The following is a 26416-nucleotide window of genomic DNA, read 5'->3' as shown; positions in this document are numbered from 1 at the left end:
ATAGGGAAATCAGGGATAGAAGACCGTGACCGTCGCGTGGCCATCCAGCTGAACGAGCTCGCGCGCGCTGAGCGCTTGCCGCCCCCTGAGCGCGGCGCCGACACGCAGAGTGAGCACATGGGTGCTGGCAGGCTGCAACGCCTTGTGCGTTCCCAACGCGTAGCCGTAGCGCAGGTCCAACGGCGCGGCGTCGGCTTGCAGCCACCCTTCTTGCCTGACGTCGCTGCGCATCAGCGCCGCCGTGCGCTCGTCTGCTCGGGCCTCAACCGGAGTCAACCACCAATAGCCCAGCGCTTGCTTGCGGCCATCCCGGCCCAGACCCAGAGTCTGTTCCGCCTCCGTCGGCAGCAAGGACGCCGACGCCCGGACCGCCCCCATGACGGCGATGTCCGCTCGGCTGTCGCGGCGGTTGTCCCGTATACTCAAACCCACCAGAGCCGGCTGATCGCACTGCACCCGCAGGCTGAGCTCGCGCTCGCTCAGTAGCGTCGCGCCCTGATTCAGCGTGGACCAGGCGATGACGCCGTAGTCGACCACGCCGTTGTTGGAAAAACTGGGCGTGCAGCTGGGCGGCACCACTTCGGCCGTCAACGCGAACGGCGCGCTCGCCGCCAGGGCCGGCGCGCACGGCAGCCAGGCCAGCATGACAACACGCATCGCTGCGGCAATCGCTTGGCTAATGTTCATGACCAGACTTTATCGTTCAGTTCAAGGACGCAGTGAATGAGTCCACCGCATAGCCGTAACTGGTTGCCGGCCATAACTTGACGTGAGTGGCATCCAACGGCAGCGTCTGGTTTGCCGACGCCAGCTGCAGACGCTCGCCGGGCAGGATATAGGCCTTGGGCAGCTCCAGCGCTTGTTTGCCGGGCTGCAACTCCACCTTGTGCGTGGACAGGCGCACTACATAAGGGCTGTCGTTCTTCACTTCCACCTTGCCGTTCTCCGCCAGGCCCCATTGCAACTTGGTCCATGGTTCTCTTTCACGCGGCAGGCCCTTGGGACGAATCAGCACCGGCAAGTTCTGATTAAAGGTCATCTGGATGCGATGCCCTTTCTCTGCGGTTACCGCGGGAATGCCCTCGAAAGAAGCCCGCATCAGCCGCTCAGTCTGCAGCGGACGCGGCGATTTCAATAAAAAGCGCACCAGTTGCTTTTCCCCACCCTCCACCCTGGAAATGGGCGGCGAAGCCAGCAGCAGCGCCTCTGGGTCTTCCGGCAGGTTTTCCAGGCGGACATACATCAGGCTGGCATGACCGTCGGTATTCTTGACGTTGATCACACCCTCTCCGTCGCCCTCTTCCACCACCACCAAGGAGGTTTCCGGCACCACGCCGGCGGACCAAGCCATCAAGGGCAGCAAGGCTAATAGCAGGGCACCCAGCGCCCTGCCGACGTTCTCGGCGGCCAACATATTCAAGGCCTTCTTCATCTGGAACTCTCTCTCGTCAAAAACCAATCGCAATCCAGCCATGCCGTGACGACAGGCGGGATCCAGCATGCCTGCATTAGAAAGCCGGCACGCTGCGCGCCGGCCCATGTTGATCAACGTTGGGGGCGGGCGACCGCCCCCTAAGTCGATTAATTAACTTACTGATAGTAAATAGTGAAAGTACCTACTCCATCCAGCGTAGTGTCGTCCTTCACGTTCAAACGCCCCTTGGTATTCAATGCGGCGCCCACAACCATCGGGAAAGTATGTACGGTTGCCACAGCGGGAGTATTCACGCCCTTGCCCTTGATGGCGAAAGCCCCCACTCCGGCCCCGGCGAAATGCGGGTTCAGAGGAGACGTGGTGGTTTCTCCCCAACTAATGCCACTATTATCGGAGTACAACAGGCGGGGCTCGCTGACCTCTTCGGACAAACTATTGGTCGCTCTCAGATTGGCCCTATCAACCGTCATCCACCATACGCCGAGCTTGCCCGCAGCCGCATCATTCCCCAAGCCCATGGTCTGGGTGTTTGCAGTGGCCACGGCAAGGTTGGATTGAGAATGCTTGACCGGCTGTGGAATTTCACTGCCCAGCAAAGGCTTGCTCTCCGCGCGGGCATCGGTGATGCGAATTCCCAGCGCGGTATCTTCCTCACAAGTCACCGTCAAACTGACATCACGGTCTTCCAGCGTATGCGCGGCACTGGCGCTTAGATTGGATACCGGGATGTCTCCATAATCAATTACCGCGCCGCCGCTCAATGTCGGCGTACATGCCGGTGGAATCAACCTCCCGGTAATCAGCAAGTCTGCGCTGTTTGCTGCCGCCCATTGCGCTGTTCCAGCAAAAACAGCTGCCAACACCAAAATCATTTTTTGCTTATTCACGGATAACTCTCCAAATAAATTAGAACTCACAACCCAAGCCCCCCTTTGAAAGCCTTTGCCTCCAACAAAAAATCTAAGCGCTGGCAACTTTTACTTCCATTAGTGGGCAGATCAATATTGCATCGTTCGCACTGACCCACACAATAGGATTTATCCTAAGCCATACAGATATTTACCCTAAAATTTCTCAAAACCACTCCCTTCAAGCTGCTCAATCATTAATTACTGAATATTTTAATTATTTGCAAAATAAAAACCGGCGAACTCAATAGTCGCCGGCCACTCCACAACATCTCCCTGTCACTCACATCCAACTCCATCCTCGTTTCATTGGTAGTAAATTGTAAACACCCCTTTGCCATTCAGTCTGGTGTCGTCCTTCACAGTCAAGCTGCCCCGGGCATTGATCGCGCCTCCAACGACCAAAGGAAACTCATGCAAAACCGCCACGGCAGGACTGGTCGCCGCAATGCTCTTGATGGCAAAGGTCGTTGAATCGGCCCCACCATAATGCGGGTCAAGCGGGGAGGTTGTCGTCCTGCTCCAGCTCTTGCCATTATTGGTGGAGTACAACAACTTGGCCTCGCTCACTATTTCAGACTCGCTATTGCTTGCCTTCAAATTTTCCCTATCAACATGCATCCACCAAACACCCAGCTTGCCTGAAGCGGCATCCAGGCCAAGACCCATTGTCTGCCTGTCTGTTCTTGCAACCGCCAGATTCGAGTCGGAATGTTGGCTCGGCCTGGGAATTTCTCTATTCAACAAAGGCTTGGTATCAGCACGTGCATCAGTGATCCGAATGCCTAATGCGGTATCTTCCTGACAAGCTATGGTCAGGTTTACATTACGGTCCTCCAAAGTGTATGCCTCTTTAGGATGAAGGCTTGCAACTGGAATATCCCCATAATCAATTACGGCCCCACCACTCAACGTCGGAGTACACGCCATGGGAATCAATCTGCCGGCAATCAACAAGTCGACGCTATTGGCCGCCGCCAAAGATGGCACTCCGATGAAAGCACTACCTAGCAGCAAAATCAGACTTCTTTTCTTCATAAGTTCCCCTTTAAGAAAAAATCATCTCCAGCGAAATCATACGTCCTAGAACACAACTCACCGCAAAAGCAACTATAGCGACGACCATGCCCTCCATTGACACTGAGCGCGGCCATATTGCATTCCGAGCCATAAGCTGTGCCATAGGATTTATCCTAAGACAATTAAATATCTCCTGATCCAAACTCACGTCACCCCAACCATATTATTTATGCCAACAACAAGGGCAAGGCATGCGGCGGCGCCCCCACCGGAGAAAAGCATTTGAAATTCATGGAGAATTTTCTATCGTCGCGCAACGCAAGCAGATAGTCCCGCGCTTTTGAAAACGGAAATCCATAAAGCACAATGGAATCAGGCCTGGCCAAATGCGGGGAAGAATTTTTTCGTGAACCAACCGTCCGCACCTATGCCGCGGCTGGATAAAAAGGAGAGGAGGCTCCTTGCCTTTCGGACATGAAAAACGCCCGCGATGACCATGGTCATCAGCGGGCGGGGGTCGGCCGGTTACGGTTAGGCGCGGCTTCAGTCTTGCGCCAGCTTGGCGGCGGCGTCGCGCAGCGCGGTGCGCAAGCCCTCTTCTATCACCGGGTGGTAGAACGGCATCTCCAGCATCTGGGCGATCGTCAGGCCTTGCTGATGACTCCAGGCCAGCAAGTGGGCCAGGTTCTCGGCGCGCGGGCCTATCATTTCAGCGCCCAGGAAGCGGCCGCTGATACGATCGGCGTAAACATGCAGCAGGCCTTGATTGACGCCCATCACCCGGCTGCGGCCCTGGTCCTCGAAGCTGACTTCGCCCACCGCGAACTCGCCCGCCGGCAAATCGGCGTAGCGGCTGCCCACCATCATCATCTGCGGGTCGGAAAACACCACGGCGATGCTGGAGCGGCGCAAACCCGACCCCACCGCCGGATACAGCGCGGCGTTGTCGCCGGCGGTCTTGCCTTCGTCGGCGGCCTCATGCAGCAGCGGCAGGATGTTGTTGGCGTCGCCGGCGATGAAGACCGGCGAGTTCCCGCATTGCAACGTCCGCGGATCGAACTTGGGCACCCCGCCCGCATCCAGCTCCAGGCCGGCGTTTTCCAGCGCCAGACCGCGCACATTCGGCGCGCGGCCGGTGGCGGCCAGCACGTAATCGAAACGCTCGCAGACCTCCTCGCCGTCCAGATTCAAGTAGCGGATTTGCGGCTTGCCGTCGGCCAGGCCCATTTCCAGCACTTTGGCGTCCGGATCCAGGTAGAACTCCCGGCCCAAGGCCTGGCTGGCGTAGTCGCGCACCGCCGGATCGGACAGCGGGCCGACGCCGCCGCCGCGACCGAACACGCGCACCTTGACGCCCAGGCGGGACAGCGCCTGGCCCAGTTCCAGGCCGATGACGCCGGGGCCGAACACCGCCACGCTTTCCGGCAGCGTGTCCCAGTCGAACACATCGTCGTTGATGATCAATTTGTCGCCAAACACCTGGAACGGCGGCGGGATCAGCGGCGAAGAACCGGTGGCGATCACCACGCGGCGCGCCTGCACCAGCGTGTGTTCGTCCACCTGCAAGGTGGTGTTGTCGATGAAGCGAGCGTAGCCGCGCAACCGGTCTTGCGGCGGAATGCCTTCCACGCCCTTGAGCACGAAGCCGACGAAACGGTCGCGCTCGCGCTTGACCCGGTCCATCACCTCGCGACCGTCGATGCGCACCTCGCCGTCCATGTGCACGCCGAAAGGCGCGCTGTGGCGCAGCGCGTGCGCGGCTTCGGCGGCGGCGATCAGCAACTTGGACGGCATGCAGCCGACGCGGGCGCAGGTGGTGCCGTAAGGGCCGCCTTCAATCACCACGGCGCTGGCGCCGCGCGCCTTGGCGGCGCGGTAGGCTGCGAGGCCGGCGGTGCCGGCGCCGATCACGGCGACATCGATGTTCAAGGTGTGCATCTCATTCCTTTCGGTATCGGGATACGGCACGGCACGCTGAGCATGCCGTCTCGTATCCCGGTAAAAAAAGGGCCGGACGGAGCATCCGGCCCGCAACAACTCCGGTGGCATCAGGGCCCGAGCCACCGGGGACGAACACGGTTCAGGCTTACTTGGAGAAGTACTTTTCCACTTCGTCGGCGGAGCCGATCAGCTCGCCGTTGATGAACACTTGCGGCGCGGTCATCTTGCCGGCCACGGCGCCCAGCACCTTGCCGCGCACCTTGTTGTCCAGCGGCACTTCAACGAAGTCGTAGCCGTTTTCGCTCAACACCGCCTTGGCGCGCGCGCAATGCGGGCAGCCCGTCTTGGAGAACACCACCACTTGGTCCGGCTTCTTGGCGCCGGGGTTGATGTAGTCCAGCAGGGTGTCGGCGTCGGACACTTTGAACGGATCGCCCGGCTCTTGCGGCTCGACGAACATCTTGTCCACCACGCCGTCTTTCACCAGCATGGAATAGCGCCAGCTGCGCTTGCCGAAGCCCAGGTCCTGCTTGTCCACCAGCATGCCCATGCCGGCGGTGAAGTCGCCGTTGCCGTCCGGGATCATCACCAGGTTCTGCGCTTCCTGGTCCTTGGCCCATTCGTTCATCACGAAGGTGTCGTTGACCGACACGCACAGGATGGCGTCCACGCCGTTGGCGAAGAAGGCCGGCGCCAGTTCGTTGAAGCGCGGCAGATGGGTGGACGAGCATGTGGGGGTGAACGCGCCCGGCAGCGAGAACAGGGCTACGGTTTTGCCGTCGAACAGTTCGGCGGTGCTGACATCTTTCCACTCGTTGTTGTCACGAACACGGAAAGTGACATTCGGTACGCGTTGGCCTTCACGGTTTTGCAACATGGCGAGACTCCTTGGTTTGGATTGGCTGACAGGTTTAATAAATCGATGGATGCATTCTGATAGCTGATAGCAAATTCGTCTAATTGATTGTGGCAAGGCTGCTGATTTGCTTTTTTAATCGCCAAGCAAGCGGCCGCAGTAACCGTTAAAATTGCATAAACAAACCAACAACCAGGCCAGTGCGGTGAAGATTCTGATTCTCGGCGGCGGACAGGTCGGCGCCAATGTGGCGGAGAACCTGCTTTCGGAAAACAACGACATCACGGTGGTGGATCAGAACGCCGAGCGGCTCAAACAGCTGCAGGACCGGCTGGACATCCGCACCGTGGCCGGCAACGCCGCCCACCCGCAGGTGCTGGCCGAGGCCGGCGCGGCGGACAGCGACATGGTGCTGGCGCTGACCCGAGACGACGAAACCAATCTGGTGGCCTGCAAGATGGCCGAAGCCTGTTTCAACATCCCCACCCGCATCGCCCGCATCCGCTCCAGCGACTACCTGGCGTCCGAACACGGCGACCCGCTCGCCCATTTCGGCATCGAGTCCGCGATCTGCCCGGAACAGATCGTCACCGACCACATCTACCAGCTGTTCGCCTACCCCGGCGCGCTGCAAGTGCTGGACTTCGCCGACGGCAAGCTGCAGCTGGTGGTGTCGCGCGCCCATTCCGGCGGCCAGCTGCTGGGCATGCCGCTGCGCAATATCCGCGAACACATGCCGGACGCGGACTGCCGCGTCTGCGCCGTCCACCGCCGGGACAAGCTCCTGGTGCCGGACGGCGACACCGTGCTGGAGGAAGGCGACGAGGTCTTCTTCGTCGCCGCGCGCGAACACGTGCAGGCCATGCTCAAGGAGCTGCGCTTCAGCGAGCGCCCCATGCGGCGCATCATGATCGCCGGCGGCGGCAATATCGGCTACCGGCTGGCCAAGCTGCTGGAGAAGGATTTCAGCGTCAAGGTGATTGAGGCGCGGCCGGAACGCGCGCAGTGGCTGGCGGAGCGGCTGGAGCATGCGCTGGTGCTGCGCGGCGAGGCCACCGACGAAGAGCTGCTGGACGCCGAGAACGTGGACGAGATGGACGTGTTCTGCGCGCTGACCAACGACGACGAGGACAACATCATGTCCACGCTGCTGGCCAAGCGCATGGGCGCGCGGCGGGTGGTGGCGCTGGTCAACCGCACCAGCTACGTGGACCTGCTGGAAGGCCACCGCATCGACATCGTGATTTCGCCGCACCTGTCCACCATAGGCTCCATCCTGGCCCATATCCGCCAGGGCGACGTGGAGGCGGTGCATCCGCTGCGCCGCGGCGCGTCCGAGGCGATGGAAGTGGTGATTCACGGCGACGCGCAGCAATCGCGGCTGACCGGCCGCCGCATCGAGCAGATCGACATGCCTCACGGCAGCCACATCGTGGCGGCCATCCGCGGCGAACAGGTGCTGATGGCGCATCACGATCTGACGGTGGAGAACGGCGATCACCTGATCATCTTCCTGTCCCGCCGCCGGGTGATCCGCCAGGTGGAAAAACTCATTCAGGTCAAACTGGGCTTTCTGTGACCATGCATCTGACCGGCCTGCACCATGTGGCGATCATCGCCTCCGACTACGCCCGCTCGCGCGACTTCTACCACCGCATCCTCGGCCTGCCGATACTGGCCGAGCACTGGCGCGCCGAACGCCAGTCCTGGAAGCTGGACCTGGCCACGCCGGGCGGCGGCCAGCTGGAATTGTTCAGCTTTCCGTCGCCGCCGCCGCGCCCCACGCGGCCGGAAGCCTGCGGCCTGCGCCACCTGGCCTTCGCCTGCGCCGACCTCGCCGCCTGCCGTCAACACCTGCTGGCCGAAGGCGTGGCGCTGGAGGAGGTCCGCGTGGACGAATACACCGGCGCGCGCTTTTTCTTCTGCGCCGACCCGGACGGCTTGCCGCTAGAGTTTTACCAGCCGCGGGACTGAGACATGCGCAAAATCCTCGCCATCCTCTACGTGCTGTCCAAGCTGATCATGCTGTTCTCCTGCACCTTTCTCGCGCCGGCCCTGGTGTCCATCCTCTACCGCGACGGCGCGCTGGACACCTTCGTCACCGCCGCCGTGGCCGGCCTGACCATCGGCCTCGCGCTGTGGTCCGCCACCCGCCGCTACCAGCGGGAGCTGAAACCGCGCGACGGCTTCATCCTGGTGACCACGCTGTGGGTGGGCTTCGCCATCACCGCGTCCTTCCCCTTCATGCTGGCGCGGCCGGACATGCCGTTCAGCCACGCCTTCTTCGAGGCGATGTCCGGCCTCACCACCACCGGCTCCACCGTGATCAGCGGCCTGGACGCGCTGCCTGCCTCGCTCAACTTCTGGCGCCACTTCCTCAACTGGATGGGCGGCATGGGCATCATCGTGCTGGCGGTGGCGATACTGCCCATCCTCGGCATCGGCGGCATGCAGCTGTACAAGGCGGAAACACCGGGGCCGATGAAGGACAGCAAGCTGGCGCCGCGCATCACCGAAACCGCCAAGAACCTGTGGCTGGTCTACAGCGGCTGGACGCTGGCGGTGGCGCTGGCGCTGAAAGCCGCCGGCCTGAGCTGGCTGGACGCGGTGTGCCACGCCTTCGCCGCGCTGTCGCTGGGCGGCTTTTCCACCCGCGACAGCAGCGTGGGCGCCTTCAACTCGCTGCCGGTGGAGCTGATTCTGAGCTTCGGCATGATCGTAGGCGCGATGAATTTCGCCACCCACTTCCTGGCGCTGCGCCAGCGCTCGCTGCGCGCCTACCTGCGCGATCCGGAAGCCAAGGCCATGCTGTGGCTGCTGCTGGGCAGCATTCTGGCGATGAGCGCCTATCTGTGGGCTCACCATGTCTACGACTTCCCCACCGCGCTGCGCCACGTCAGCTTCAACCTGATCTCCATCGCCACCGACAGCGGCTTCGCCAGCGTGGACTACGCGCGCTGGCCCATCTTCGTGCCATTGTGGATGCTGTTCCTGTCCAGCATCACCGCCTGCTCCGGCTCCACCGGCGGCGGCATCAAGATGGTGCGCACCCTGATGCTGAGCAAGCAGAGCGTCAACGAGATGACGCGGCTGCTGCACCCGGCGGCGGTGCGGCCGGTGAAAATCGGCGGCAAAGTAGTGCCGGAAAGCGTCATGCTGTCGGTAATGGGCTTCATATTTGTCTACTGCATGTGCATAGTGATATTAAGCTTCGCGCTGATCGCCAGCGGCCTGGACTTTCTCAGCGCCTTCACCGCGGTGATCGCCTCGATCAACAACGCCGGGCCCGGACTCGGCGTGGTCGGACCGGCGTCGAACTACGCGTCGCTGTCCGACTTCCAGATATGGATTTGCAGCCTGGCCATGCTATTGGGCCGGCTGGAAGTGTTTACCCTGCTGATCCTGTTCACGCCGGCCTTCTGGCGCAAATAGGACGCGAAGAATTTACCCGCCGCGCGCGGGTCTGAACCAAAGCGGCGCCCAGCGCCGGACAATAAAAGACGAAACCGGATCATGAACCCTATGACATTCACCGCCCCAAGCCGCATGCTCGCCCTCAGCCTGGCGCTGACGGCCGCTCTGCCCGCCTTCGCCGGCGCCGACGACGAACTGATCGCCGCCCGCGACGCCTTCCGCGGCAACAAGCTGGGGCAACTGGCCAGCCTGGCGAACGGCATGCCGTCCAACTACCCGCTGAAGGACTACCCGGCCTACTGGCTGGCGCTCAAGGCGCTGGACGGCGACGACGACGGCCCGGCCCAAAACTTTCTGGCGCGCGTGGACGAAGGCCTGATGCCGGAGCGCGTCCGCAACGAATGGCTGAAAAAACTGGCGGCGCGCGAAAGCTGGAGCCGCTTCGCCGCGGAATGGAAAAAGCTGCCGCCGGAAGGCCGCGACGAAGAATCCAGCTGCTACGGCCAGCTCAACGATCTGAACCAGGGCAAGGTGCCCGCCGATCTGGACCGCTTCCTGGAGAGCCGGCCGCTGCCGGAAGGCTGCAACCGCCTGATCGCCGAAGCCGCGCGCCGCGGCGTCGTGAAGCGCGACTGGCTGTGGCAGCGCGCCCGCCTGCTGCTCGCCGGCAACTATCTGAGCCAGGCGCGCCAGCTGGCGTCCAACACCGGCCTGCCGCTGGACAACGCCGCGCTCAGCAAGCCGGCCAGCGCCGACCTGTCCACCCCCGGCGGCCAGGAAGCCGCGGTCTACGACATCGTGATCAAGGGCAAGGCCAATATCAGCAACGGCCTGGGCAAACTCCTTGAACACGAAACCAGCTTGAGCAAGGAACGCGCCGGCTTCGCCTGGGGCCAGCTGGCGCTGCTGTCCGCGCGCAAGCAGCAGGCGGCGCAGGCGCTGCAATGGTTCGACAAGGCCGACGCCGACCAACTGACCGCCGAACAATGGGAATGGTGGGCGCGCTCGGCGCTGCGCCTGGAGCAATGGACGCAGCTGGAGAAAATCATCCGCTCCATGCCGGCCAGCGTCGGCGCCAAACCGGCCTGGCGTTACTGGCGCGGCCGCTCGCTGCAACAGCTGGGCCGCCAGAACGAGGCCGCGCCGCTGTTCAGCCAGGCCAGCGTCGGCCACAACTACTACGCGCTGCTGTCGCTGGAAGAACTGGGCAACAGCCTGTCCACCCCGGCCAGCAAGAGCGGCCCCGGCAAAGACGACATCAAGCAGATGAGCGAGGAACCGGCGATCAAGCGCGCGCTGGCGCTGCTGGAACTGGCCGAACGCCACGTCAAGCCCGAGTTCCGCGCCGACGCGCAGCGCGAATGGCGCTGGGCGATGCGCAACCGCAGCGACATCGAACTGCTGGCCGCCGCCGAAGTGGGCCGCCGCGCCAGCTTCTACGACATGGCCATTTACAGCGCCGAGCGCACCAAGGAAGAGCACGATTACTCGCTGCGCTATCTGACGCCCTACCGCGACGTCACCCAGCGCTACGCCAAGCAGCTGGACATCGACGACGCCTGGGTCTACGGCCTGATCCGCCAGGAAAGCCGCTTCATCACCATGGCGCGCTCCGGCGTCGGCGCCTCCGGCCTGATGCAGCTGATGCCGGCCACCGCAAAATGGGTGGCCAAGAAAATCGGCCTGGGCCAGTTCGCCGTCAACGACATCGAAACCAATGTGCAGCTGGGCACCTGGTATCTGCGCTATGTGCTGGACAGCCTGTCCAGCAACGAAGTGATGGCCACCGCCGCCTACAACGCCGGCCCGGGCCGCGCGCGCGCCTGGCAGGCGGACCGCACGCTGGACGGCACCATCTACGCCGAAACCATTCCCTTCACCGAAACCCGCGACTACGTGCAGAAAGTGATGGCCAACGCCGCTTATTACTCCAGCACCTTCGGCCACGCCAACATCTCCTTGAAGAACCGGATGGGCGTGGTGCCGGCGCGTTGAACCTCCGCTTGGTCCTCCCGGCGGCGGACCAAGCCCCCTCCCACAAGCACCATAAGAAAGGGACCGCACTCATGACCTATCAACGCATCTGCGTCATCGGCGGCAGCGGCTTCATCGGCAGCTACATCGCGGAACGGCTGACCGAACAAGGCTGCCAGCTGACCATCGCCACCCGCCGGCGCGAACGCGCCAAGGCCTCGCTGCTGGTTCTGCCCGGCGCGCAGCTGGTGGAAACGGACATCCACAGCCCGGCAGCGCTGGAACAATTGATTTCCGGCCACGACGCGGTGGTCAATATGGTGGGCATCCTGCACGGCAGCGCCGCGCAGTTCGACAAGGCCCACGTGCAATTGAGCGAAAAAGTGATCGCGGCCTGCCAAAGCCGGGGCGTGCGCCGGCTGATCCACATCAGCGCGCTGGGCGCAGATGAGAACGGCCCCAGTCTGTACCAGCAAAGCAAGGGCCGCGCCGAGGCGCGCGTGCGCGAGAGCGGCCTGGAATGGACCATACTGCGGCCGTCGGTGGTGTTCGGCCACGGCGACAGCTTCCTTAATATGTTCGCCGGCCTGCTGCGCAAGGCGCCGCTGCTGCCGCTGGCCGGCGCGCAAACGCGCTTCGCGCCGATCTGGGCCGACGACGTGGCCCGCGCGGTGGAGGCCAGCCTGGCGCGCCGCGCCGCCATCGGCCAAAGCCTGGACCTGGCCGGCCCAGGCGTCTACACCCTGGCCGAGCTGGTGAGCCTGGTGGGCCGCAGCATAGGCAAACCGCGGCCGGTGATCGCGTTGCCGCAAGGCCTGGCCATGCTGCAGGCCGCGCTGATGGAATGCCTGCCCGGCCCGGCGCTGATCAGCCGCGACAATGTGCGCTCGCTGAGCGTGGACAATGTCAGCGAGCGGCCCTTCCCCGCCGCGCTGCTGGGCTTCAGCCCCACGGCGCTGGAGGCCTTGGCGCCGGGCTTGCTGGGCAGCGACGAATTCAATCTGCAGATGTCCGCCTACCGCCGCCAGATTGCGCGCTGAACGGGAAACGGATAGATGCAATGCTATATCGTCGGCGGCGCCGTGCGCGACCGCCTGCTGAAGCAGCCGGTGAAAGACCGCGACTGGGTGGTGGTGGGCGCCAGCCCGCAAGACATGCTGGCGCTGGGTTACAAGCCGGTGGGCAAGGATTTTCCGGTGTTCCTGCACCCGGACACCCACGAGGAATACGCGCTGGCGCGCACCGAGCGCAAAACCGGCAAGGGCTACCACGGCTTCGCCGTCTACGCGGCGCCGGACGTGACGCTGGAACAGGATCTGGCGCGGCGCGACCTGACCATCAACGCCATCGCCGAGGCGGCTGACGGCAGCCTGATCGATCCCTACCACGGCCAGCGCGACCTCGAGGCCGGCGTTCTGCGCCACGTCAGCCCCGCCTTCGCCGAAGATCCGGTGCGCATTCTGCGGCTGGCGCGCTTCGCCGCCCGTTTCGGCTTCGCCGTGGCCGACGACACCATGGCGCTGATGCGGCAGATGGTGGAAGCCGGCGAAGCCGACGCGCTGGTGGCGGAGCGGGTGTGGCAGGAATTGGCCAAGGGCCTGATGGAAGAGCGGCCGTCGCGCATGTTCCTGGCGCTGCGCGCCTGCGGCGCCCTCGCCCGCGTGCTGCCGGAGCTGGACGCGCTGTTCGGCGTGCCGCAGCGCGCCGATCATCATCCGGAAATCGACACCGGCGACCACGTGATGCGGGTGCTGGACTGCGCCGCCGAGCAAGGCCTGCCGCTGGCGGCGCGCTTCGCCGCGCTGACCCACGACCTGGGCAAGGCGCTGACGCCGGCGGAGGTGCTGCCGCGCCACATCGGCCACGAAGCCGCCGGCGAGGCGCCGCTGCTGGCGCTGTGCCAGCGGCTGCGCGTGCCGGCCGATTGCCGCGACCTGGCGCGCATCACGCTGTTGAGCCATACCAAAGTACACTGTGCTTTCGAATTGAAGCCGAGCACAATATTGCGATTGTTCAAGCAAACCGACGCCTTGCGGCGGCCGGAGCGCTTCTTGCTGATGCTGGACGCCTGCCGCGCGGACGCGCGCGGGCGCCTGGGCTTCCACGACCGGCCCTATCCGCAGGCGGACTACCTGTCCGCGCTGCTGGACGCGGCGCTGGCGGTGGACGCCGGCGGCATCGCCAGCCAGTGGGAAGACAAGCGCACCCTGCCGGAAGCGATAGACCGCGCCCGGACCCGCGCCATCGCCGTCCGCAAGGAGCAACTGGAGACGCACTGACATGGCCTCGATCCATCGCCTGCCGTCCACGCTGATGCGCGGCGGCACCAGCAAGGGTCTGTTCATCCGCGCCGACGCGCTGCCGGAGGACACCTCCGCCTGGGAGCGCATGCTGCTGCGCGCCATCGGCAGCCCGGACCCTTACGGCAAGCAGATAGACGGCCTGGGCACCGGCCGGGCCAGCACCAGCAAGGTGATGATACTCAGCCCGTCGCGGCGCGAGGACTGCGACGTCGATTGCCTGTTCGGCCATGTGTCGATAGAAGACGCGCTGATAGACTGGTCCGGCAACTGCGGCAACCTCAGCGCCGCGGTGCCGCTGTTCGCGGTGATGGAAAAACTGGTGGAGCCGCGCGACGGCGTGGCCGCCATCGGCATCTGGCAGGCCAACGTCGGCAAGCGCATCGTCGCCGAACTGGAGATCATGCACGGCCAGCCGGTCTGGCAGGGCGACTACCGCATCGACGGCGTCGCCTTCCCCGGCGCGCCGATCCGGCTGCGCTTCCTGGACCCGGCCGGCGGCAGCTCCGGCGAGCTCTACCCCACCGGCAAGCTGGTGGACGAGCTGGCGCTGCCGGACGGCAGCCGGGTGGAAGCCACGCTGGTTGACGCCGGCAACCCCACGGTGTTTGTGCGCGCCCGGGATTTCGGACTCAAGGGCGACGAGGAAATGGCGGCCCTGCCGGAGGCCGCGCGCCATAGGCTGGAATGGGCGCGGGAAATCGCCGCCGTGGTCATGGGCCTGGCGCCCGACATCTTCGCCGCCCGGCGCGAACGCCCGGGCACGCCGCGGATCAGCCTGCTGTCGGAAAGCCGGGACGAGGATTGCCAGATCAACGCCCGCATCCTGACCTCGGGCCGCTCGCTGCACCACGCCTTCACCGGCACCGGCGCCATCGCGCTGGCCTGCGCCTGCGCCACCGAAGGCACGCTGCCGCAACAAGTGGCCGGCGCGCCGGTGCGCGGCATGCCGCTGACCTTCAGCCACGCCAGCGGCAAGCAGACCGTGGAAGCGGTGCTGGGCCACTCGGACGAATACGGCTGGATCATCAGCGAAGTGGTGATGACCCGCACCGCCAGGCCGCTGATGCGCGGCGAGGTCTACATCCCGCTGGACTAGCGGGCCGCCGCGTCAAGGCTGGGCGGGCGTCGCGACCTGCTGTTGACGCAGTTGCGCCGCCAGCTCGCTCAAGTCTTCGGAACCCAGCGTCTGGCTCGCCTGATGCGCGCCCAGGACCGCCGCGCCCGCCAGCGCGACGAACAGCAGGGAACGCTGCAGCGGACGCCGCTTCAAGCGCTCCGACCAGCCCAGCGCGCCCAGCGGCAGACCGGCCAGCAGGCCGCCGACATGGCAAGCCTGGTCCACGCCGGACACCATGAAGCCCATGCCCAGGTTCAACAGCACCACTTGCGCCAGGGCCTTGCCCTGCGAACCGCCCATGTCGGCGTCGCTGAGGCCGGCCACGCACAGCGCCCCGGCCAGCCCCATCAAGGCGCCGGACGCGCCCACGCTGGCCACCAGCCGGATGCTGCTCTGCATAAACAGATTGGTCACCGGATGCGTGCCGTACCACCAGGCGCTGACCAGGCCCGCAACCAGGCCGGTGGCGAGATAGATCGCCAGGAAGCCGACGCCGCCGAAGCGCTTTTGCGCCAGGGGGCCGATCAGCAGCAACATATACATATTGAGCAGCAAATGCATGGCGCCGCCGTGCACGAACATGCTGCTGAACAAACGCCAGCTGTCGCCGCCCAGAGTGAACGGCGCCAGGTTGGCGCCCCAGCTCACCAATTGTTCGGGGTCGGGCTCGGTCCAGGAGACGCCAGAGGCCCCCATCCAGACGTAAACGATCAGATTGGCCAGCAACAGACCTATCGTGGCCCATTGTTGCCGTAGCAAGGCAGAAACGCCGCCGAAGCGGGTTGAGGAGGTATCGAGCGCGGCTTCATTCATATGTTCTGGTTTCCTGTCTTTCAATTTGCCGTTTGAATATCACCGACGCATGATAAAACAGATTCTCCAAAATAAAAACCAACCGCTACTCAATATTCATGCGCGAAGACTCAAGCCATTGCCGCGCCGCGCAACAACTCCCGCTCCACCTGGCGCAGCATGCGCCGGCGGATCAGGCCGCTGACCGGCCGGATCAGATACCAATACGGCGCGAAACGCAAACGGGTGGCCGCGTCGGGACAGTGCACTCGGGTCTGGGTAGACAGGCGGACGCCCCCGGCGACGGCTTCGCAATGGAAGCTCAGCAATAAGCGGGCCACGCCCGGCTCATTCAAAGCGATGAAATCCTCGAGGCCGCCGATTTCGCGCAAACCGAAATCCGCGCGCCAGAACGCGCCAGCCAGGCCCAGGACCATCTCGCTCTCGCCGTCGCGCGCCAGCGGCGTGAAGCTGTGCATGCCGAACGGCGGACGGTTTTCGGGCAAGGCGCCGCTCAAACGGCCGGGCAGCTCGCGCAAGGCCATGAAGCGCCGCGCCCAGCGGTCGTCCGCCGGCGCGACGCGCTGCACCGCGTCCAATACCGAGCCCGACGCCGCCGGCAAGATCCGGGCGTGAGTCTCGACATACTGATAACTCGGCAGAATGCGTTCCGCCAGCGCAAAGCGCTCCATTCATCCTTCTCCGTTTTGGGCGGCGGGCGCGGCGGCTCAGCCGGCCGCCGTCTCCAGCTGCCGCACCCGCTCGAACAAACACACGGTCGCCGCCATCGCCACGTTCAGCGATTCGGCGTGACCCGGCATCGGAATCCTCACCCGCGCATCGGCCAGCGCCAGCGCCTCCGCGCTGACGCCTGCGCCTTCGTTGCCGAACACGAAGGCCACCGGACCGCGCAAGTCCTGCGCGTACAGCGAGGTGGAGCCCTCCAGATGCGTGACCAGCTTGCGACCGTCGTAACGCGCCAGCTCGGCGCACAGATCGGCCTGTTCGTGGATGTTGAGCGCGAAGTGCGCGCCCATGCCGGCGCGCAGCACCTTGGGCGAATACACGTCGACGCAGCCCTTGGACAGCATCACATCGTAGACCCCCGCCGCCGCCGCGCAACGCAGAATGGTGCCCAGATTGCCCGGATCCTGGATATCCTCCAGCATCACCCGCGACGCGCCCGCCGGGCTGGGTCGCGGCTGCGGCCGCGGGCACAAGGCCAGCAGCTCCCCGGCGCTGGCCAGCGCGGTGGCCTTGGCCAGCACGGCTTCCGGCACCGCGATCACGACCGTCGGCGCGCTCAGACGCCGCAGCAAGGCCCTCACCTCGGGATGCGATTCCGCCGCTTCGTTCAGATACACCCTCTCGGGCACGATGCCGGCGTCCAGGCAGGACTCGGTCAGATGAATGCCCTCCAGCAACATCGCCTGTTGCTTGCGGCGTTCGCGCGGGCTCTGCGCCAGGCGCGCCAATTGCTTGATTTCGTCGTTATGGGCGGAGGTGATGGTTTTGCTGAGGTACGACATGTGTCCTATTGCGGCAGCAGGGTCAGGCGCGCCACTAAATCCTTGAATCGGTGATAACTGTCCTCGTCGATCGCCTGGCCGCTATGGCCGTTGTCGACATAGAACACGCCGGACAGCGTATGTCCGACAAACAGGGTGATCAGGGCGAACTCATTGTCCCCGACATGCTCGAAAAACAGATCCTCGTAGCGCCGCTCCAGCTGCTGGCGCACCGAGGCCGGCGCGTGGAAGCTTTGCGGCTTGCTGGTCAACACCGCGAAGAAAGACCCCGGCTCCAGCCCCAGGGGCAGCTTGCGCAGCGGGTGGCTGTCGCCCAGGCCCAGCTGATAACGCAGCTTCAGCGCGTGCGCGTCCTGATCGTAGCGGTAATACAGCACCCGCTCGAACTTGAGATCGTTGGCCAGATGGCGGATGGATTCGCGTATCGCCTTCTCCATCTGCTCGGCGTCGCTCAAGGCGGCGGTTTTCTGCAAACTCGGTCGCTTGTACTCGCCTTCCAGCATCAACAGGCTGCGCACCGGATACATATAGCCCACCGCCCTGGGATGGCGCGCCACCGACAGCGCCGCGTGCACCACCGCCTGATGCGCCAGATGCGGCGCGCAGCCTATCAGCTTGGCCGCGGCCTCCACGCCCACCAGCCAGGTGCTGCGCCAAGTGCCTTGCTCCAGAGAGTTGGCGGTGGCCATCGCCAGGCGCAGCAACTGGCGGCGCTTGGTCGGGCTGCCCGGCCCCAGCAGGGCGTTCAGCCCGGTCGGCAAGGGCATCAGCTTGATGAATTGCTCCAGCACCTGGGCGTAATCGCAATCGAAGGCGTTGGACATTTCCTGCAGCAGCGGGCGGTCCGGCAGCTGATTGCGCTGCATCATGAACAGGCAGGCGGGCAGATTGTACAGCAAGGCGGCCACGAAGCAGTCCTCCACCTTGTGATCGCCCTGCAGGGACAGCCACTCCTTGATCAGCAAGGCCGCCACCCGGGAGCGGCCCAGCCAGTCCTCCACCGCCTCCAGCACCTCCTCGTCCAGCTTGTCCGGCACCGCCTCCAGCGCGGCGACGCGGCCAAAACGATTGGTCACCGCCTCCAGCCCCATCAGCAGCAGCGTCTGCTCCACCGAGGGAATGCTCTCATTGCGCTGCAAGGCGCGCGAACCGCCCACCACCCGGACCAGGTCCAGCAGCAGGAAGGGGTCGGACAGACAGAGATTGGCGAGGTCGGTGAAATTGATCAGATCGCTGTGGCGAGCGCAGATGTCCTTCAGCTCGCCCAGCGTATTGGGCAGAATCGGCCAACGCCGTTCGGCGATGGACTTGATCCAGTTAGCAAGCTCCATGTGGGTGGCGCCAGATCAGTAGTTCGGTTTGCAAAGCACCTCCCAGCGGGATGCGTTCATCGGGTTCGACATCGGGGACGGCGAAGGTGTTGCTGACCAGCAGGCTGCCGGGACGGCCTTCGGCCAGGAACTTGCGCCAGACGCGCGCCATAGGCTCCGGGGACAGAAACACGTACACCGCATCGTACTCTCCCCACGGCTCCCTCCAAAAACTGCGGCAGGCGAACTCCAGCCGCCGCGGCCGCCGCGCCAGCCACCAGCGCGCGCGCGCCAACAGCCAGCTGCCCCAGGCGCTTTCCAGCGCCCTCACCCTGAGATCCGGCCGCAGCCGGCACAGCCACACCGCCAGCCTGCCGTCGCCGCAACCGGCCTCCAGCAAGGCGGACCGGCCCGGCAAGCGCTCGGCCAGCCGCTCCGCCGCCTGGGCGGAAGAACGATACAAGGGCACGCGCTCCAGCACGGCGTTGCGGCCCAGCGCGACCGTCAGCGCCAGCCCCAGCAAATACACCCAGGACGGCAGGGCCGCCTGCTGCATCAAGGCCAGCGCCGGCACGAACAGCCCGTGCAGCAAACGCTGCCAGCCCGGCAGGCGCATGAAAATGGCCAAGGCCGCCGCGCACAGGCCCTGCAGGATCGCCCAGCCCAGAGGCTGGACCGCGGGCGCGACGAAATACATCGCCGCCAGCGCCGCCAGCAGCTGCAGGCCCAGGTGTCGCAAGCGGCTCAACAAGACAACGCTCGCATCGGCATTACTTGGCCGGCGCTTCCGCCGGCTCGGCGGCCGGCTCCGCCCCGCTCTCCGCGGGCCCGCCGATCACGTCCTGATTCATCTGCGGCTTGTAGCCGTCGTTGAGGATATTGCTCTCCGCCTCCTTGTTCAGCACCACGATGGCGATGCGCCGGTTTTCCGGGCTGAACACATTGGTCTTGACCAGCGGATTGGCCGAGGACAGGCCCACCACGCGCAGCACCTTGTTGTCCTGCAGGCCGCCGGCCACCAGCTCGCGCCGCGCCGCGTTGGCGCGGTCCGCGGACAGTTCCCAGTTGCTGTAGCCGCCCTGGCCGCTGCCGAACGGCTTGGCGTCGGTATGGCCGGAGATGCTGATCTTGTTGGGCATCATGTTCAGCTCTTTCGCCAGCTGCTGCAACAGCACGCGGGTATGCGGCAGCATGCGCGAACTGCCGGAGTCGAACATCGAGCGGTTCTGCTCGTCCACGATCTGGATTTTCAATCCGTCCGGGGTAATCTCCAACTTGAGCTGATTCTTGTACTCCTTGAGCAGCTCGCTGTGATCCACCGTGCTCTGGATCTTGTTCTGCAACTGCTCCATCGCCGCCTTTTCCTGCTGCTTGCGCATGATCTCGTCCTGCGGCGAGCCTGACTTGTTGACCTGGCCGGTCTGCTTGGTCAAATCGTTGCCGCCGCCCTTGATCACCGAAGTGGCGTCGCCGGCGCCGGCGCCGCCGGAGAGCGCCACCTTCAGCGGCGTCTTGAAGTATTCGGCGATGCCGTTGAGCGTGCCCTGCGAGGCCGAGCCCAACAGCCACATCAGCAGGAAGAAGGCCATCATCGCGGTCACGAAGTCGGCGTAGGCGATCTTCCAGGCGCCGCCGTGGTGGCCGTGGCCGCCCTTCTTGATGCGTTTGACGATAATGGGCCGTTGCGATTCGTCAGCCATGATCGCTCCCCCCGCTTATTTCTTCGCCTGTTTCACATGATCTTCCAGTTCCTTGAAGGACGGACGATCATGCGAAGCCAAGACTTTGCGGCCGAACTCCACCGCCACTTGCGGCGCGTAGCCGTTGAGGCTGGCCAGAATGGTGACCTTGATGGTCTGGTACACCCGGGTGCCGTCGCCCAGCTTGTGCTCCAGAATGGTGGCCAGCGGGCCGACGAAGCCGTAAGCCAGCAAGATACCGAGGAAGGTGCCCACCAGCGCGTGGGCGATCAGCATGCCCAGCTCGGACGGCGGCGCGCCCACCGACTCCATAGTGTGCACCACCCCCATCACCGCCGCCACGATACCAAAGGCCGGCAGACCGTCGGCCAGACCCTTCACCGCGTTGACCGGCACCTCGCCCTCGTGATGGTGGGTTTCGATCTCCACGTCCATCAGGTTCTCGATTTCGAAAGCGTTGAGGTTGCCGCCCACCATCAGGCGCAGGTAATCGCAGATGAATTCCACCACGTGGTGGTCGTGCAAAACGGTGGTGTATTTGGAAAAGACAGGACTGGCTTCCGGATTCTCGACATCGGCCTCGATGGACATCAGGCCTTCCTTGCGCACCTTGGTCAGAATCTCGAACAGCAGCGAGAACAGCTCCATGTAGAAGGCCTTGCCGTAAGGCGTGCCCTTGAACACGGTGGGGAAGGCCTTCATCGTCGCCTTCAGCGGCGCGCCGCCGTTGGCCACCACGAAAGCGCCGAGCGCGGCGCCCGCGATCATCACCACCTCCAGCGGCTGCATCAACGCGGCGAGATGGCCCCCCGCAGCGACGAATCCCCCCAGCACGGAGCCAAGAATTATGAGGTACCCGATTCCGACGAACATGCGTCAAGTCCTGTCTTTGTGATTTTTCGGATCGCTGCGATTTCCATTACAGCACGACTTTTATTCTATTCATAATAGAAAAAGCGGATTGAATTGTATCAACCCGCTTTCCCAGCTGCAAAAAACATGGAAGGTGATATTCACTAGCGCTGAAAAATGACGAATCCAAGTGCCGGCAAGGCTTAGAAACCATTTACGACATCGACATTTCCAGCTGTCCTCCCTCTCCCGCCGCCAGCTCGATCCGCAAGGGCATGCGTCCTCGCTCCAGCCGCCATTGCAAGCACTGCGCCGCCATCTCCGGCAACAACTGCTGCCGGATCAGGTGATCCAGGCCGCGCGCGCCGTTGTCGCGCCGGCCGCAGGCGCCGGCCATCCCCTGCGCGACCTCCGCCCCCGCCTCCAGCGCAATGCCTTGCGACGCCTTCAGATGCGCGGCCAGCGCCGCCAGCTTCAGCTGCGCGATCTCCGCCAAAGCGGTCTCGGACAACAATCCGTACGGCACCACCTGCATCCGCGCCAGCAGCGGCGCCTGGAAATGGGCCAGCAGCAGGGGGCGCAAAGCCTCCAGCCACGTCTCTCGCTCCGGCTCCCCCTCCTGCTCCAGCAGCAACTCGCTGCCCAGATTCGACGTCATCAGGAACAGCGTATTTCGGAAATCGATCTCGCGTCCTTCGCCGTCCCGCATGAAACCGCGGTCGAACGCCTGGTAAAACAGGTTCAGCACATCGCGGTGCGCCTTTTCCACCTCGTCCAGCAGAATCACGCTATACGGCCGCCGCCGCACCGCCTCGGTCAAGACCCCGCCCTGGCCGTAGCCGACATAACCCGGCGGAGAGCCTTTCAACTGCGAGACCGTATGCGCCTCCTGATATTCGGACAGGTTGATGGTCAGCAGCGCCTGCTCGCCGCCAAACAATAAATCGGCCAGCGCCAACCCGGTCTCGGTCTTGCCCACGCCGGACGGCCCAACCAGCAAGAACACCCCCAGCGGCCCGCGGCTGGGCTCCAGACCGGACTTGGCGGCCAGCAGGGACTGGGCAATCTCAGCCACCGCGGCCTCCTGGCCGCGCACCCGCTCCCGCAGAGCCGGCGCCAAGCCCAGCAGATTGGCCGCGTCGTCGGCCAGCAGCTTGCCCACCGGCACGCCGGTCCAGTCTGCAATCACCTCCGCCACCAGGGCGGCGTCCACATCGGCGGCGGCCAAGCGGCGCTCCCCCTGCAGCGCCGCCAGCTCGGCCCGCGCCTGCGTCAGCCGCTCCGCGCCGCCCGGCTGCCCGGCCAACTCCCGGCACAACTGGCGCAACCACTCCGCGCCCTGCCGCTCCTGCTGGTAACGCTGCTGCAAGGCCTCGTTCTCAAGCCGCGCCGCAGCCAGCTCCGCGTCTATCGCCTGCAGGCGCGCCTCCAGCTGCGCACCGCCGGCGCCCAAACCCGCATCCAGCCGCAAGGCCTCCCTCTCGCTGTCCAGCGCCAACACCCGCCCCTGCGCGCCCTGCAGTTCCGCGGCGGCGCCCTCCAGGCTCATCCTCGCCCGAGCCGCCGCGGTGTCGATCAAATCCACCGCCTTGTCCGGCAACTGCCGGCCGGCCAGATAACGCCGCGACAAGCTCACCGCCGCCGTGATCGCCTCGTCGCGGATCGCCACCCCGTGATGCTCGGCATAGCGCGGTTTCAAACCGCGCAGCATCAGACAGGCGGCGGCATCGTCCGGCTCCTCCACCTTCACCATCTGGAAACGTCGTTCCAACGCCGCGTCCTGCTCGAAATACCGCTTGTACTCGGACCAGGTGGTGGCGGCTATCGTCCGCAACTCTCCGCGCGCCAGCGCCGGTTTCAACAGATTGGCCGCGTCGCTGCCTCCGGCGGCGTTGCCGGCGCCCACCAGCACATGCGCCTCGTCGATGAACAGCAAGATCGGCTCCGGCGCCGTGCGCGCCGCCTCGATCACCTGCTTCAGCCGCTGCTCGAACTCGCCCTTGACCCCGGCGCCCGCTTGCAGCAAACCCAGGTCCAGCGCCAACAATCGCACTCGGCGCAAGGCTTCCGGCACTTCTCCTGCCGCGATGCGCAAAGCCAGTCCCTCGACCAGAGCCGTCTTGCCCACCCCCGGCTCGCCCACCAGAATCGGGTTGTTCTTGCGCCTGCGCAACAGGATGTCCACCATCTGGCGCACTTCCTTGTCGCGCCCCAGCACCGGGTCGATCAAACCCTGGCGCGCCTTGGCGGTCAGATCCCCGGCGAAGCGGCTCAACACCTCCGGCAAGGCATCCGCAGCCGCGGGCGCCTCCTTGCCGGCCGCCGGCAGGACAAGCTCCGTCCCCTCCGCAAGCTCAAGCGTCTCCGACTCCGCCGACACCCGTTCCAGCCAGGTCCAGCGCGCGCGCACCTGCGCGGCGGACAAGCTGAACAATGGCCAGGCCTGCCGGCAGGACAGGCGTTCAGGCGCAGCCAGCAAGGCCAGGAACAGATGAGCGGAGCGAATCTGCTGGCCGCCGAAATCCAGCGAAGCGATCAGCCAGGCAGCCTGCAGCAATTCCTGCAGCCCTCGCGACAAGCCCGGCTTGCCGCGCCTGTCCCGCGGCAGGCGCTCCAGCGCGGCCAGCAAGCCTTGCCAGATGTCATCCACGTCGATCTCGTAGTGCCGCAGCAAGGCGGCCAAGTCGCCGTCGCCCTGCTCCAGCAGCTTCACCAGCCAGTGCTCAACCGTGATTTCCGCATGCGTGCGCGCCTGGCAAAGCCCGGCGGCGGCCTCCAGCGCCCGAGCGCAGTGCTCGTTCAGCCTCCGCAACAAATGAACAGAATCGAGAGTCATTTCCGCCTTTTCCCAAACAAAACGCATGCCGGCCAGAATGGCCGGCATCGCTAAACGCCCTCTGGATATCCGCCGGCAACCGCGAAGCGCCGCGTCAGAGCGTCATGCCGGCAGCCTCCCCGGCTCCGCCCAGACGCCGCGCTCGCCGCGCGCGGCGGAACTAACGGTTTTCAATCCAGCTGTCGGAGTGGATGATGTTGCCGTCCTTATAGGCCCAAGTGATTTTCTCGTAGCGCATTTCCACCTCCTCCAGGTGGTTGTAACGCTCGCGGTCCGGGTCCTTGATGTTGTACATCTTGGGCGCCACCGACACGACCTTGACGTTGTCCAGCTTGATGTTGAAATACTCCTGCTCGCTGCCGGCGTCGTCGATCTGATACCACTTGAACTCCACCTCCTTCAGGGTCTGGCCGCTGGTCACCGCCTTGTACAGGTAAGGAGACGAAGCGTCGAACTCCTTGACCAGAGTCAGCGCCTCGTGCACGCGGGTGCCGGTCAGTTTTCCGGTATTGCCGTCGGTGGGAATGCGCACCGCGTGGTCGAACTCCACCACCTCCACGCTGCTCTCCCGTCCCTGCACCGTCACAGAGCCCTTGATGTCCGCTCCGCCATCGTCTTTCAGCCACATATATGCGGGTATCGCCATGTCAAACACTCCTTGGGTTAACTTAATAACTTAAGTTTAAACAAGCCCGCCCACCGCCACGTCCAAGCTAAACGCCGCGGAGCGAGCGCGCCGCACCCTGCGGCCACTTCGCCGCCTTGCCGCCCGTCACTTGACTGGCAGCGCCGGCAGCAAGGTAATCTCGACTCGCCGATTGCGCGCCCGGCCCTCGGCGTCGTCATTGCTCGCCACCGGCCGCGTCGCGCCATACCCCTGGATCGCGAAGCGCGTCAGCGGCAGCCCGCTCGCTTGCGCCAGCCAGTCGCGCACCGCCGCGGCGCGCTCCAGCGACAAGCGCTGGTTGGACTCCGCCTGGCCCACGCTATCGGTATGCCCCGCCACCAGCACATTACGCTCCGGATAACGCGCCAGCGCCGCCAGCGCGGGCTGCAGCGCCGCCTCCGCTCCAGTGCGCAACACCGCCTTGCCGCTATCGAACAAGGACAGGCTGTCCAGCGACACCGAGGCCGGAGCCGCCGTCGGCGGGCGATACTCGGCAATCAGCCGGGCAATGCGCTCCCGCCACGGCTGCGCCCGATAAAACCCGAAACCCAAGCGCAAGGGCACGCCAAGGTCGGCGTGGCTTTGCAACTCGCGCGCGTCGCTTTCCAGCGTCCGCAACGCCTGGCGACGCTCCGCATCCCGCTCTACCGGCAAGGCGCGATAGTGCGCGACATTGGCCGACAAGCGTTCCAGCAACTCGCGATTGGACCAGGCCGAAGCGGCGAATGTCGCCAACGCCGTCAGGCAGGCCAAAAGCCAAAGCCTCAGCGCCAGCCTCCAGGCAGCGGACAGCCGCCCGCCCGGCTCCAGACCGAACAACCAGCCTCTGGGCACTCCTTCCCACTCGCTCTTGCCCATGCTCAGCGAGCGCACCGCCAAACCGCTCAAAGCCTGCCTGCAGCGGCCCCATGGAGACAGCGCCGCATCCCTCCCCTGCGCCGGCAGCAAAGCGATTCCCTGTAAACGGGGCGCGGGGGTCGGTTCCGCGCCCTGCAATAAGGCAGGCAACACCTGGGCCCCCAGCCAACCGCCCACCGCCCCGGCGCGCAAGCGCAGATCGAAACGCGCGCGCGCATCCTCGTCTCCCAAGGCCGGCGGCTGCAACTCCATCCGGCTGCGCCAAGCCTCCAGCCGCTCGCGCCACTGCCGCAGGCTGGAACACGGCGCGCCTTGCAACACCACGCCTAAAAGCTCATTGATGCCGGCGCAACGCGCCGGGGCGGGAAACCCCACCAACAAATAGACCGGCAAGCGACACGTCAGGCGCCCCTCCACATCGGCAATCGCCTGCCGCCAGGCCTGCAAGCGCCCCAACCAGGCCGGCTCGCTGCATTCGGCCGCGGCCTCCAGGCGCAAGGCCAAGGCATCCGGCGGCGAACCCTGCCGCCAAGCCGCCAGCTCGGCTACCGCGCGCTCCAGCAAAGCCGGCGTCGGCACCATCACCCGCAGCACGCCGTCTTCCGCCGCCACATAGGCGCCGCGCCGGCTTTCCAGCTCCACCACCGCGGCGCGGCCGCGGCGCCAGCCCTGCGGCAAATCCTGCAACCCCGGCAACAGCAACTCCCGCTCCGCCTCGTCGCGCCGCCAACGCCACAAACGCCAAGCGCCCCAGGCCAGCCACAGCGCCGCCGCCGCCAAAGCCGCGCCCAGGCGAACCGTCCCGCCCCACGGCGCCATTTGCGTCAGCCACCAAGCCACCGCCGCCAGCGACAACCCCCACAAGCAGAAAAAATGCGCGTGAGCCCGCATCGCCCGCCCCCCT

General features: G+C 64.9%; 23 protein-coding genes. 7 read left to right on the top strand and 16 right to left on the bottom strand.

All coding sequences use genetic code 11. The features are described 5' to 3' along the window. Window positions 1-9 precede the first annotated feature (9 nt). From VK98_RS21805 to VK98_RS21780, 6 genes are all read right to left on the bottom strand, one after another. Window positions 10-657: a DUF1120 domain-containing protein gene (locus VK98_RS21805; RefSeq protein ID WP_197083139.1), complete on the bottom strand. Its 648-nt coding sequence runs from the start codon at window positions 655-657 to the stop codon at window positions 10-12. Window positions 658-703: 46 nt separating this feature from the next. Further along, on the bottom strand, window positions 704-1432 hold the full coding sequence (locus tag VK98_RS21800; RefSeq protein WP_197083138.1) for a fimbria/pilus chaperone family protein: 729 nt from the start codon (window positions 1430-1432) through the stop codon (window positions 704-706). A gap of 158 nt (window positions 1433-1590) precedes the next feature. Beyond that, the gene (locus tag VK98_RS23025; RefSeq protein ID WP_156188015.1) at window positions 1591-2322 is read right to left on the bottom strand and encodes a DUF1120 domain-containing protein; all 732 of its coding nucleotides are present in this window, start codon (window positions 2320-2322) and stop codon (window positions 1591-1593) included. 327 nt (window positions 2323-2649) lie between these two features. Continuing rightward, window positions 2650-3381 carry a DUF1120 domain-containing protein gene (locus tag VK98_RS23525; protein WP_082159179.1) on the bottom strand — a complete coding sequence of 244 codons (732 nt, stop codon included), beginning with the start codon at window positions 3379-3381 and terminating at the stop codon, window positions 2650-2652. A gap of 525 nt (window positions 3382-3906) precedes the next feature. Then, window positions 3907-5301 carry a dihydrolipoyl dehydrogenase gene (locus VK98_RS21785; protein WP_048416023.1) on the bottom strand — a complete coding sequence of 465 codons (1395 nt, stop codon included), beginning with the start codon at window positions 5299-5301 and terminating at the stop codon, window positions 3907-3909. A gap of 148 nt (window positions 5302-5449) precedes the next feature. After that, the gene (locus VK98_RS21780; RefSeq protein ID WP_048416022.1) at window positions 5450-6181 is read right to left on the bottom strand and encodes a glutathione peroxidase; all 732 of its coding nucleotides are present in this window, start codon (window positions 6179-6181) and stop codon (window positions 5450-5452) included. A gap of 184 nt (window positions 6182-6365) precedes the next feature. Between VK98_RS21780 and trkA the strand changes: the two genes are divergently transcribed. The 7 genes from trkA to VK98_RS21745 all read left to right on the top strand — a co-directional run bounded on the left by trkA (window position 6366) and on the right by VK98_RS21745 (window position 14947). After that, window positions 6366-7739, top strand: coding sequence for a Trk system potassium transporter TrkA (trkA, locus tag VK98_RS21775; RefSeq protein WP_048416042.1), 1374 nt, complete (start codon window positions 6366-6368; stop codon window positions 7737-7739). A gap of 2 nt (window positions 7740-7741) precedes the next feature. Beyond that, complete coding sequence (locus VK98_RS21770) at window positions 7742-8134, top strand: VOC family protein (protein WP_156188017.1); 393 nt, start codon at window positions 7742-7744, stop codon at window positions 8132-8134. Between the two features lie 3 nt (window positions 8135-8137). Continuing rightward, window positions 8138-9592 (top strand): TrkH family potassium uptake protein, encoded by a 1455-nt coding sequence (locus VK98_RS21765; RefSeq protein WP_197083137.1) that lies wholly within the window; start codon window positions 8138-8140, stop codon window positions 9590-9592. An 81-nt stretch (window positions 9593-9673) separates the two neighbouring features. Continuing rightward, the gene (locus VK98_RS21760; RefSeq protein WP_231589348.1) at window positions 9674-11569 is read left to right on the top strand and encodes a lytic transglycosylase domain-containing protein; all 1896 of its coding nucleotides are present in this window, start codon (window positions 9674-9676) and stop codon (window positions 11567-11569) included. A 71-nt stretch (window positions 11570-11640) separates the two neighbouring features. Further along, on the top strand, window positions 11641-12588 hold the full coding sequence (locus VK98_RS21755) for a complex I NDUFA9 subunit family protein (RefSeq protein ID WP_048416019.1): 948 nt from the start codon (window positions 11641-11643) through the stop codon (window positions 12586-12588). A 15-nt stretch (window positions 12589-12603) separates the two neighbouring features. Then, window positions 12604-13827, top strand: a complete 1224-nt coding sequence (locus VK98_RS21750; RefSeq protein ID WP_048416018.1) for a multifunctional CCA addition/repair protein — start codon at window positions 12604-12606, stop codon at window positions 13825-13827. Window position 13828: 1 nt separating this feature from the next. Continuing rightward, the gene (locus VK98_RS21745; RefSeq protein WP_048416017.1) at window positions 13829-14947 is read left to right on the top strand and encodes a 2-methylaconitate cis-trans isomerase PrpF family protein; all 1119 of its coding nucleotides are present in this window, start codon (window positions 13829-13831) and stop codon (window positions 14945-14947) included. A gap of 12 nt (window positions 14948-14959) precedes the next feature. Here VK98_RS21745 and VK98_RS21740 read toward each other — a convergent pair whose 3' ends face one another. From VK98_RS21740 to VK98_RS23020, 10 genes are all read right to left on the bottom strand, one after another. After that, a complete protein-coding gene (locus VK98_RS21740; protein WP_053077542.1) occupies window positions 14960-15781 on the bottom strand; it encodes a rhomboid family intramembrane serine protease in 822 nt (273 codons plus the stop codon). Window positions 15782-15891: 110 nt separating this feature from the next. Further along, entirely contained in the window at window positions 15892-16452 is a 561-nt protein-coding gene (locus tag VK98_RS21735) for a DUF2867 domain-containing protein (protein WP_048416016.1), read from the bottom strand. A gap of 36 nt (window positions 16453-16488) precedes the next feature. Next, the gene (locus VK98_RS21730) at window positions 16489-17289 is read right to left on the bottom strand and encodes an RNA methyltransferase (RefSeq protein WP_048416015.1); all 801 of its coding nucleotides are present in this window, start codon (window positions 17287-17289) and stop codon (window positions 16489-16491) included. 5 nt (window positions 17290-17294) lie between these two features. Then, the gene (locus VK98_RS21725; RefSeq protein WP_048416014.1) at window positions 17295-18620 is read right to left on the bottom strand and encodes an HDOD domain-containing protein; all 1326 of its coding nucleotides are present in this window, start codon (window positions 18618-18620) and stop codon (window positions 17295-17297) included. Beyond that, complete coding sequence (locus VK98_RS21720; protein ID WP_048416039.1) at window positions 18607-19347, bottom strand: class I SAM-dependent methyltransferase; 741 nt, start codon at window positions 19345-19347, stop codon at window positions 18607-18609. Before VK98_RS21720 ends, VK98_RS21725 begins: the two co-directional genes overlap by 14 nt. A 22-nt stretch (window positions 19348-19369) precedes the next feature. Then, the gene (gene motB / locus VK98_RS21715) at window positions 19370-20299 is read right to left on the bottom strand and encodes a flagellar motor protein MotB (RefSeq protein ID WP_048416013.1); all 930 of its coding nucleotides are present in this window, start codon (window positions 20297-20299) and stop codon (window positions 19370-19372) included. A gap of 15 nt (window positions 20300-20314) precedes the next feature. After that, window positions 20315-21172 (bottom strand): flagellar motor stator protein MotA, encoded by an 858-nt coding sequence (gene motA / locus VK98_RS21710; protein WP_039755446.1) that lies wholly within the window; start codon window positions 21170-21172, stop codon window positions 20315-20317. Between the two features lie 193 nt (window positions 21173-21365). Continuing rightward, entirely contained in the window at window positions 21366-23987 is a 2622-nt protein-coding gene (tssH, locus tag VK98_RS21705; protein ID WP_048416038.1) for a type VI secretion system ATPase TssH, read from the bottom strand. 160 nt (window positions 23988-24147) lie between these two features. Further along, a complete protein-coding gene (locus VK98_RS21700) occupies window positions 24148-24633 on the bottom strand; it encodes an Hcp family type VI secretion system effector (protein ID WP_048416012.1) in 486 nt (161 codons plus the stop codon). Between the two features lie 126 nt (window positions 24634-24759). Next, complete coding sequence (locus tag VK98_RS23020) at window positions 24760-26403, bottom strand: OmpA family protein (protein WP_053077541.1); 1644 nt, start codon at window positions 26401-26403, stop codon at window positions 24760-24762. Window positions 26404-26416 lie beyond the last annotated feature (13 nt).

The organism is Chromobacterium sp. LK11 (assembly GCF_001043705.1).
GTDB lineage: Bacteria > Pseudomonadota > Gammaproteobacteria > Burkholderiales > Chromobacteriaceae > Chromobacterium > Chromobacterium alkanivorans.
Note: the sequence above shows the minus strand (reverse complement) of the source record. Positions and strands in the feature narration are given on the sequence as shown.

Bases quoted from the DNA above. Each gene is read 5' to 3' on its own strand.
- VK98_RS21780 (WP_048416022.1), bottom strand. From the start codon at position 6,181: ATGTTGCAAAACCGTGAAGGCCAACGCGTACCGAATGTCACTTTCCGT.
- VK98_RS21750 (WP_048416018.1), top strand. From the start codon at position 12,604: ATGCAATGCTATATCGTCGGCGGCGCCGTGCGCGACCGCCTGCTGAAG.
- VK98_RS23020 (WP_053077541.1), bottom strand. From the start codon at position 26,403: ATGCGGGCTCACGCGCATTTTTTCTGCTTGTGGGGGTTGTCGCTGGCG.
- VK98_RS21805 (WP_197083139.1), bottom strand. From the start codon at position 657: ATGCGTGTTGTCATGCTGGCCTGGCTGCCGTGCGCGCCGGCCCTGGCG.
- VK98_RS21740 (WP_053077542.1), bottom strand. From the start codon at position 15,781: ATGAATGAAGCCGCGCTCGATACCTCCTCAACCCGCTTCGGCGGCGTT.
- VK98_RS21735 (WP_048416016.1), bottom strand. From the start codon at position 16,452: ATGGAGCGCTTTGCGCTGGCGGAACGCATTCTGCCGAGTTATCAGTAT.
- VK98_RS21755 (WP_048416019.1), top strand. From the start codon at position 11,641: ATGACCTATCAACGCATCTGCGTCATCGGCGGCAGCGGCTTCATCGGC.
- VK98_RS21725 (WP_048416014.1), bottom strand. From the start codon at position 18,620: ATGGAGCTTGCTAACTGGATCAAGTCCATCGCCGAACGGCGTTGGCCG.
- VK98_RS21785 (WP_048416023.1), bottom strand. From the start codon at position 5,301: ATGCACACCTTGAACATCGATGTCGCCGTGATCGGCGCCGGCACCGCC.
- VK98_RS21700 (WP_048416012.1), bottom strand. From the start codon at position 24,633: ATGGCGATACCCGCATATATGTGGCTGAAAGACGATGGCGGAGCGGAC.
- VK98_RS21760 (WP_231589348.1), top strand. From the start codon at position 9,674: ATGAACCCTATGACATTCACCGCCCCAAGCCGCATGCTCGCCCTCAGC.
- tssH (WP_048416038.1), bottom strand. From the start codon at position 23,987: ATGACTCTCGATTCTGTTCATTTGTTGCGGAGGCTGAACGAGCACTGC.
- VK98_RS21730 (WP_048416015.1), bottom strand. From the start codon at position 17,289: ATGTCGTACCTCAGCAAAACCATCACCTCCGCCCATAACGACGAAATC.
- VK98_RS21765 (WP_197083137.1), top strand. From the start codon at position 8,138: ATGCGCAAAATCCTCGCCATCCTCTACGTGCTGTCCAAGCTGATCATG.
- VK98_RS21770 (WP_156188017.1), top strand. From the start codon at position 7,742: ATGCATCTGACCGGCCTGCACCATGTGGCGATCATCGCCTCCGACTAC.
- VK98_RS21745 (WP_048416017.1), top strand. From the start codon at position 13,829: ATGGCCTCGATCCATCGCCTGCCGTCCACGCTGATGCGCGGCGGCACC.
- VK98_RS23525 (WP_082159179.1), bottom strand. From the start codon at position 3,381: ATGAAGAAAAGAAGTCTGATTTTGCTGCTAGGTAGTGCTTTCATCGGA.
- motA (WP_039755446.1), bottom strand. From the start codon at position 21,172: ATGTTCGTCGGAATCGGGTACCTCATAATTCTTGGCTCCGTGCTGGGG.
- VK98_RS21800 (WP_197083138.1), bottom strand. From the start codon at position 1,432: ATGAAGAAGGCCTTGAATATGTTGGCCGCCGAGAACGTCGGCAGGGCG.
- motB (WP_048416013.1), bottom strand. From the start codon at position 20,299: ATGGCTGACGAATCGCAACGGCCCATTATCGTCAAACGCATCAAGAAG.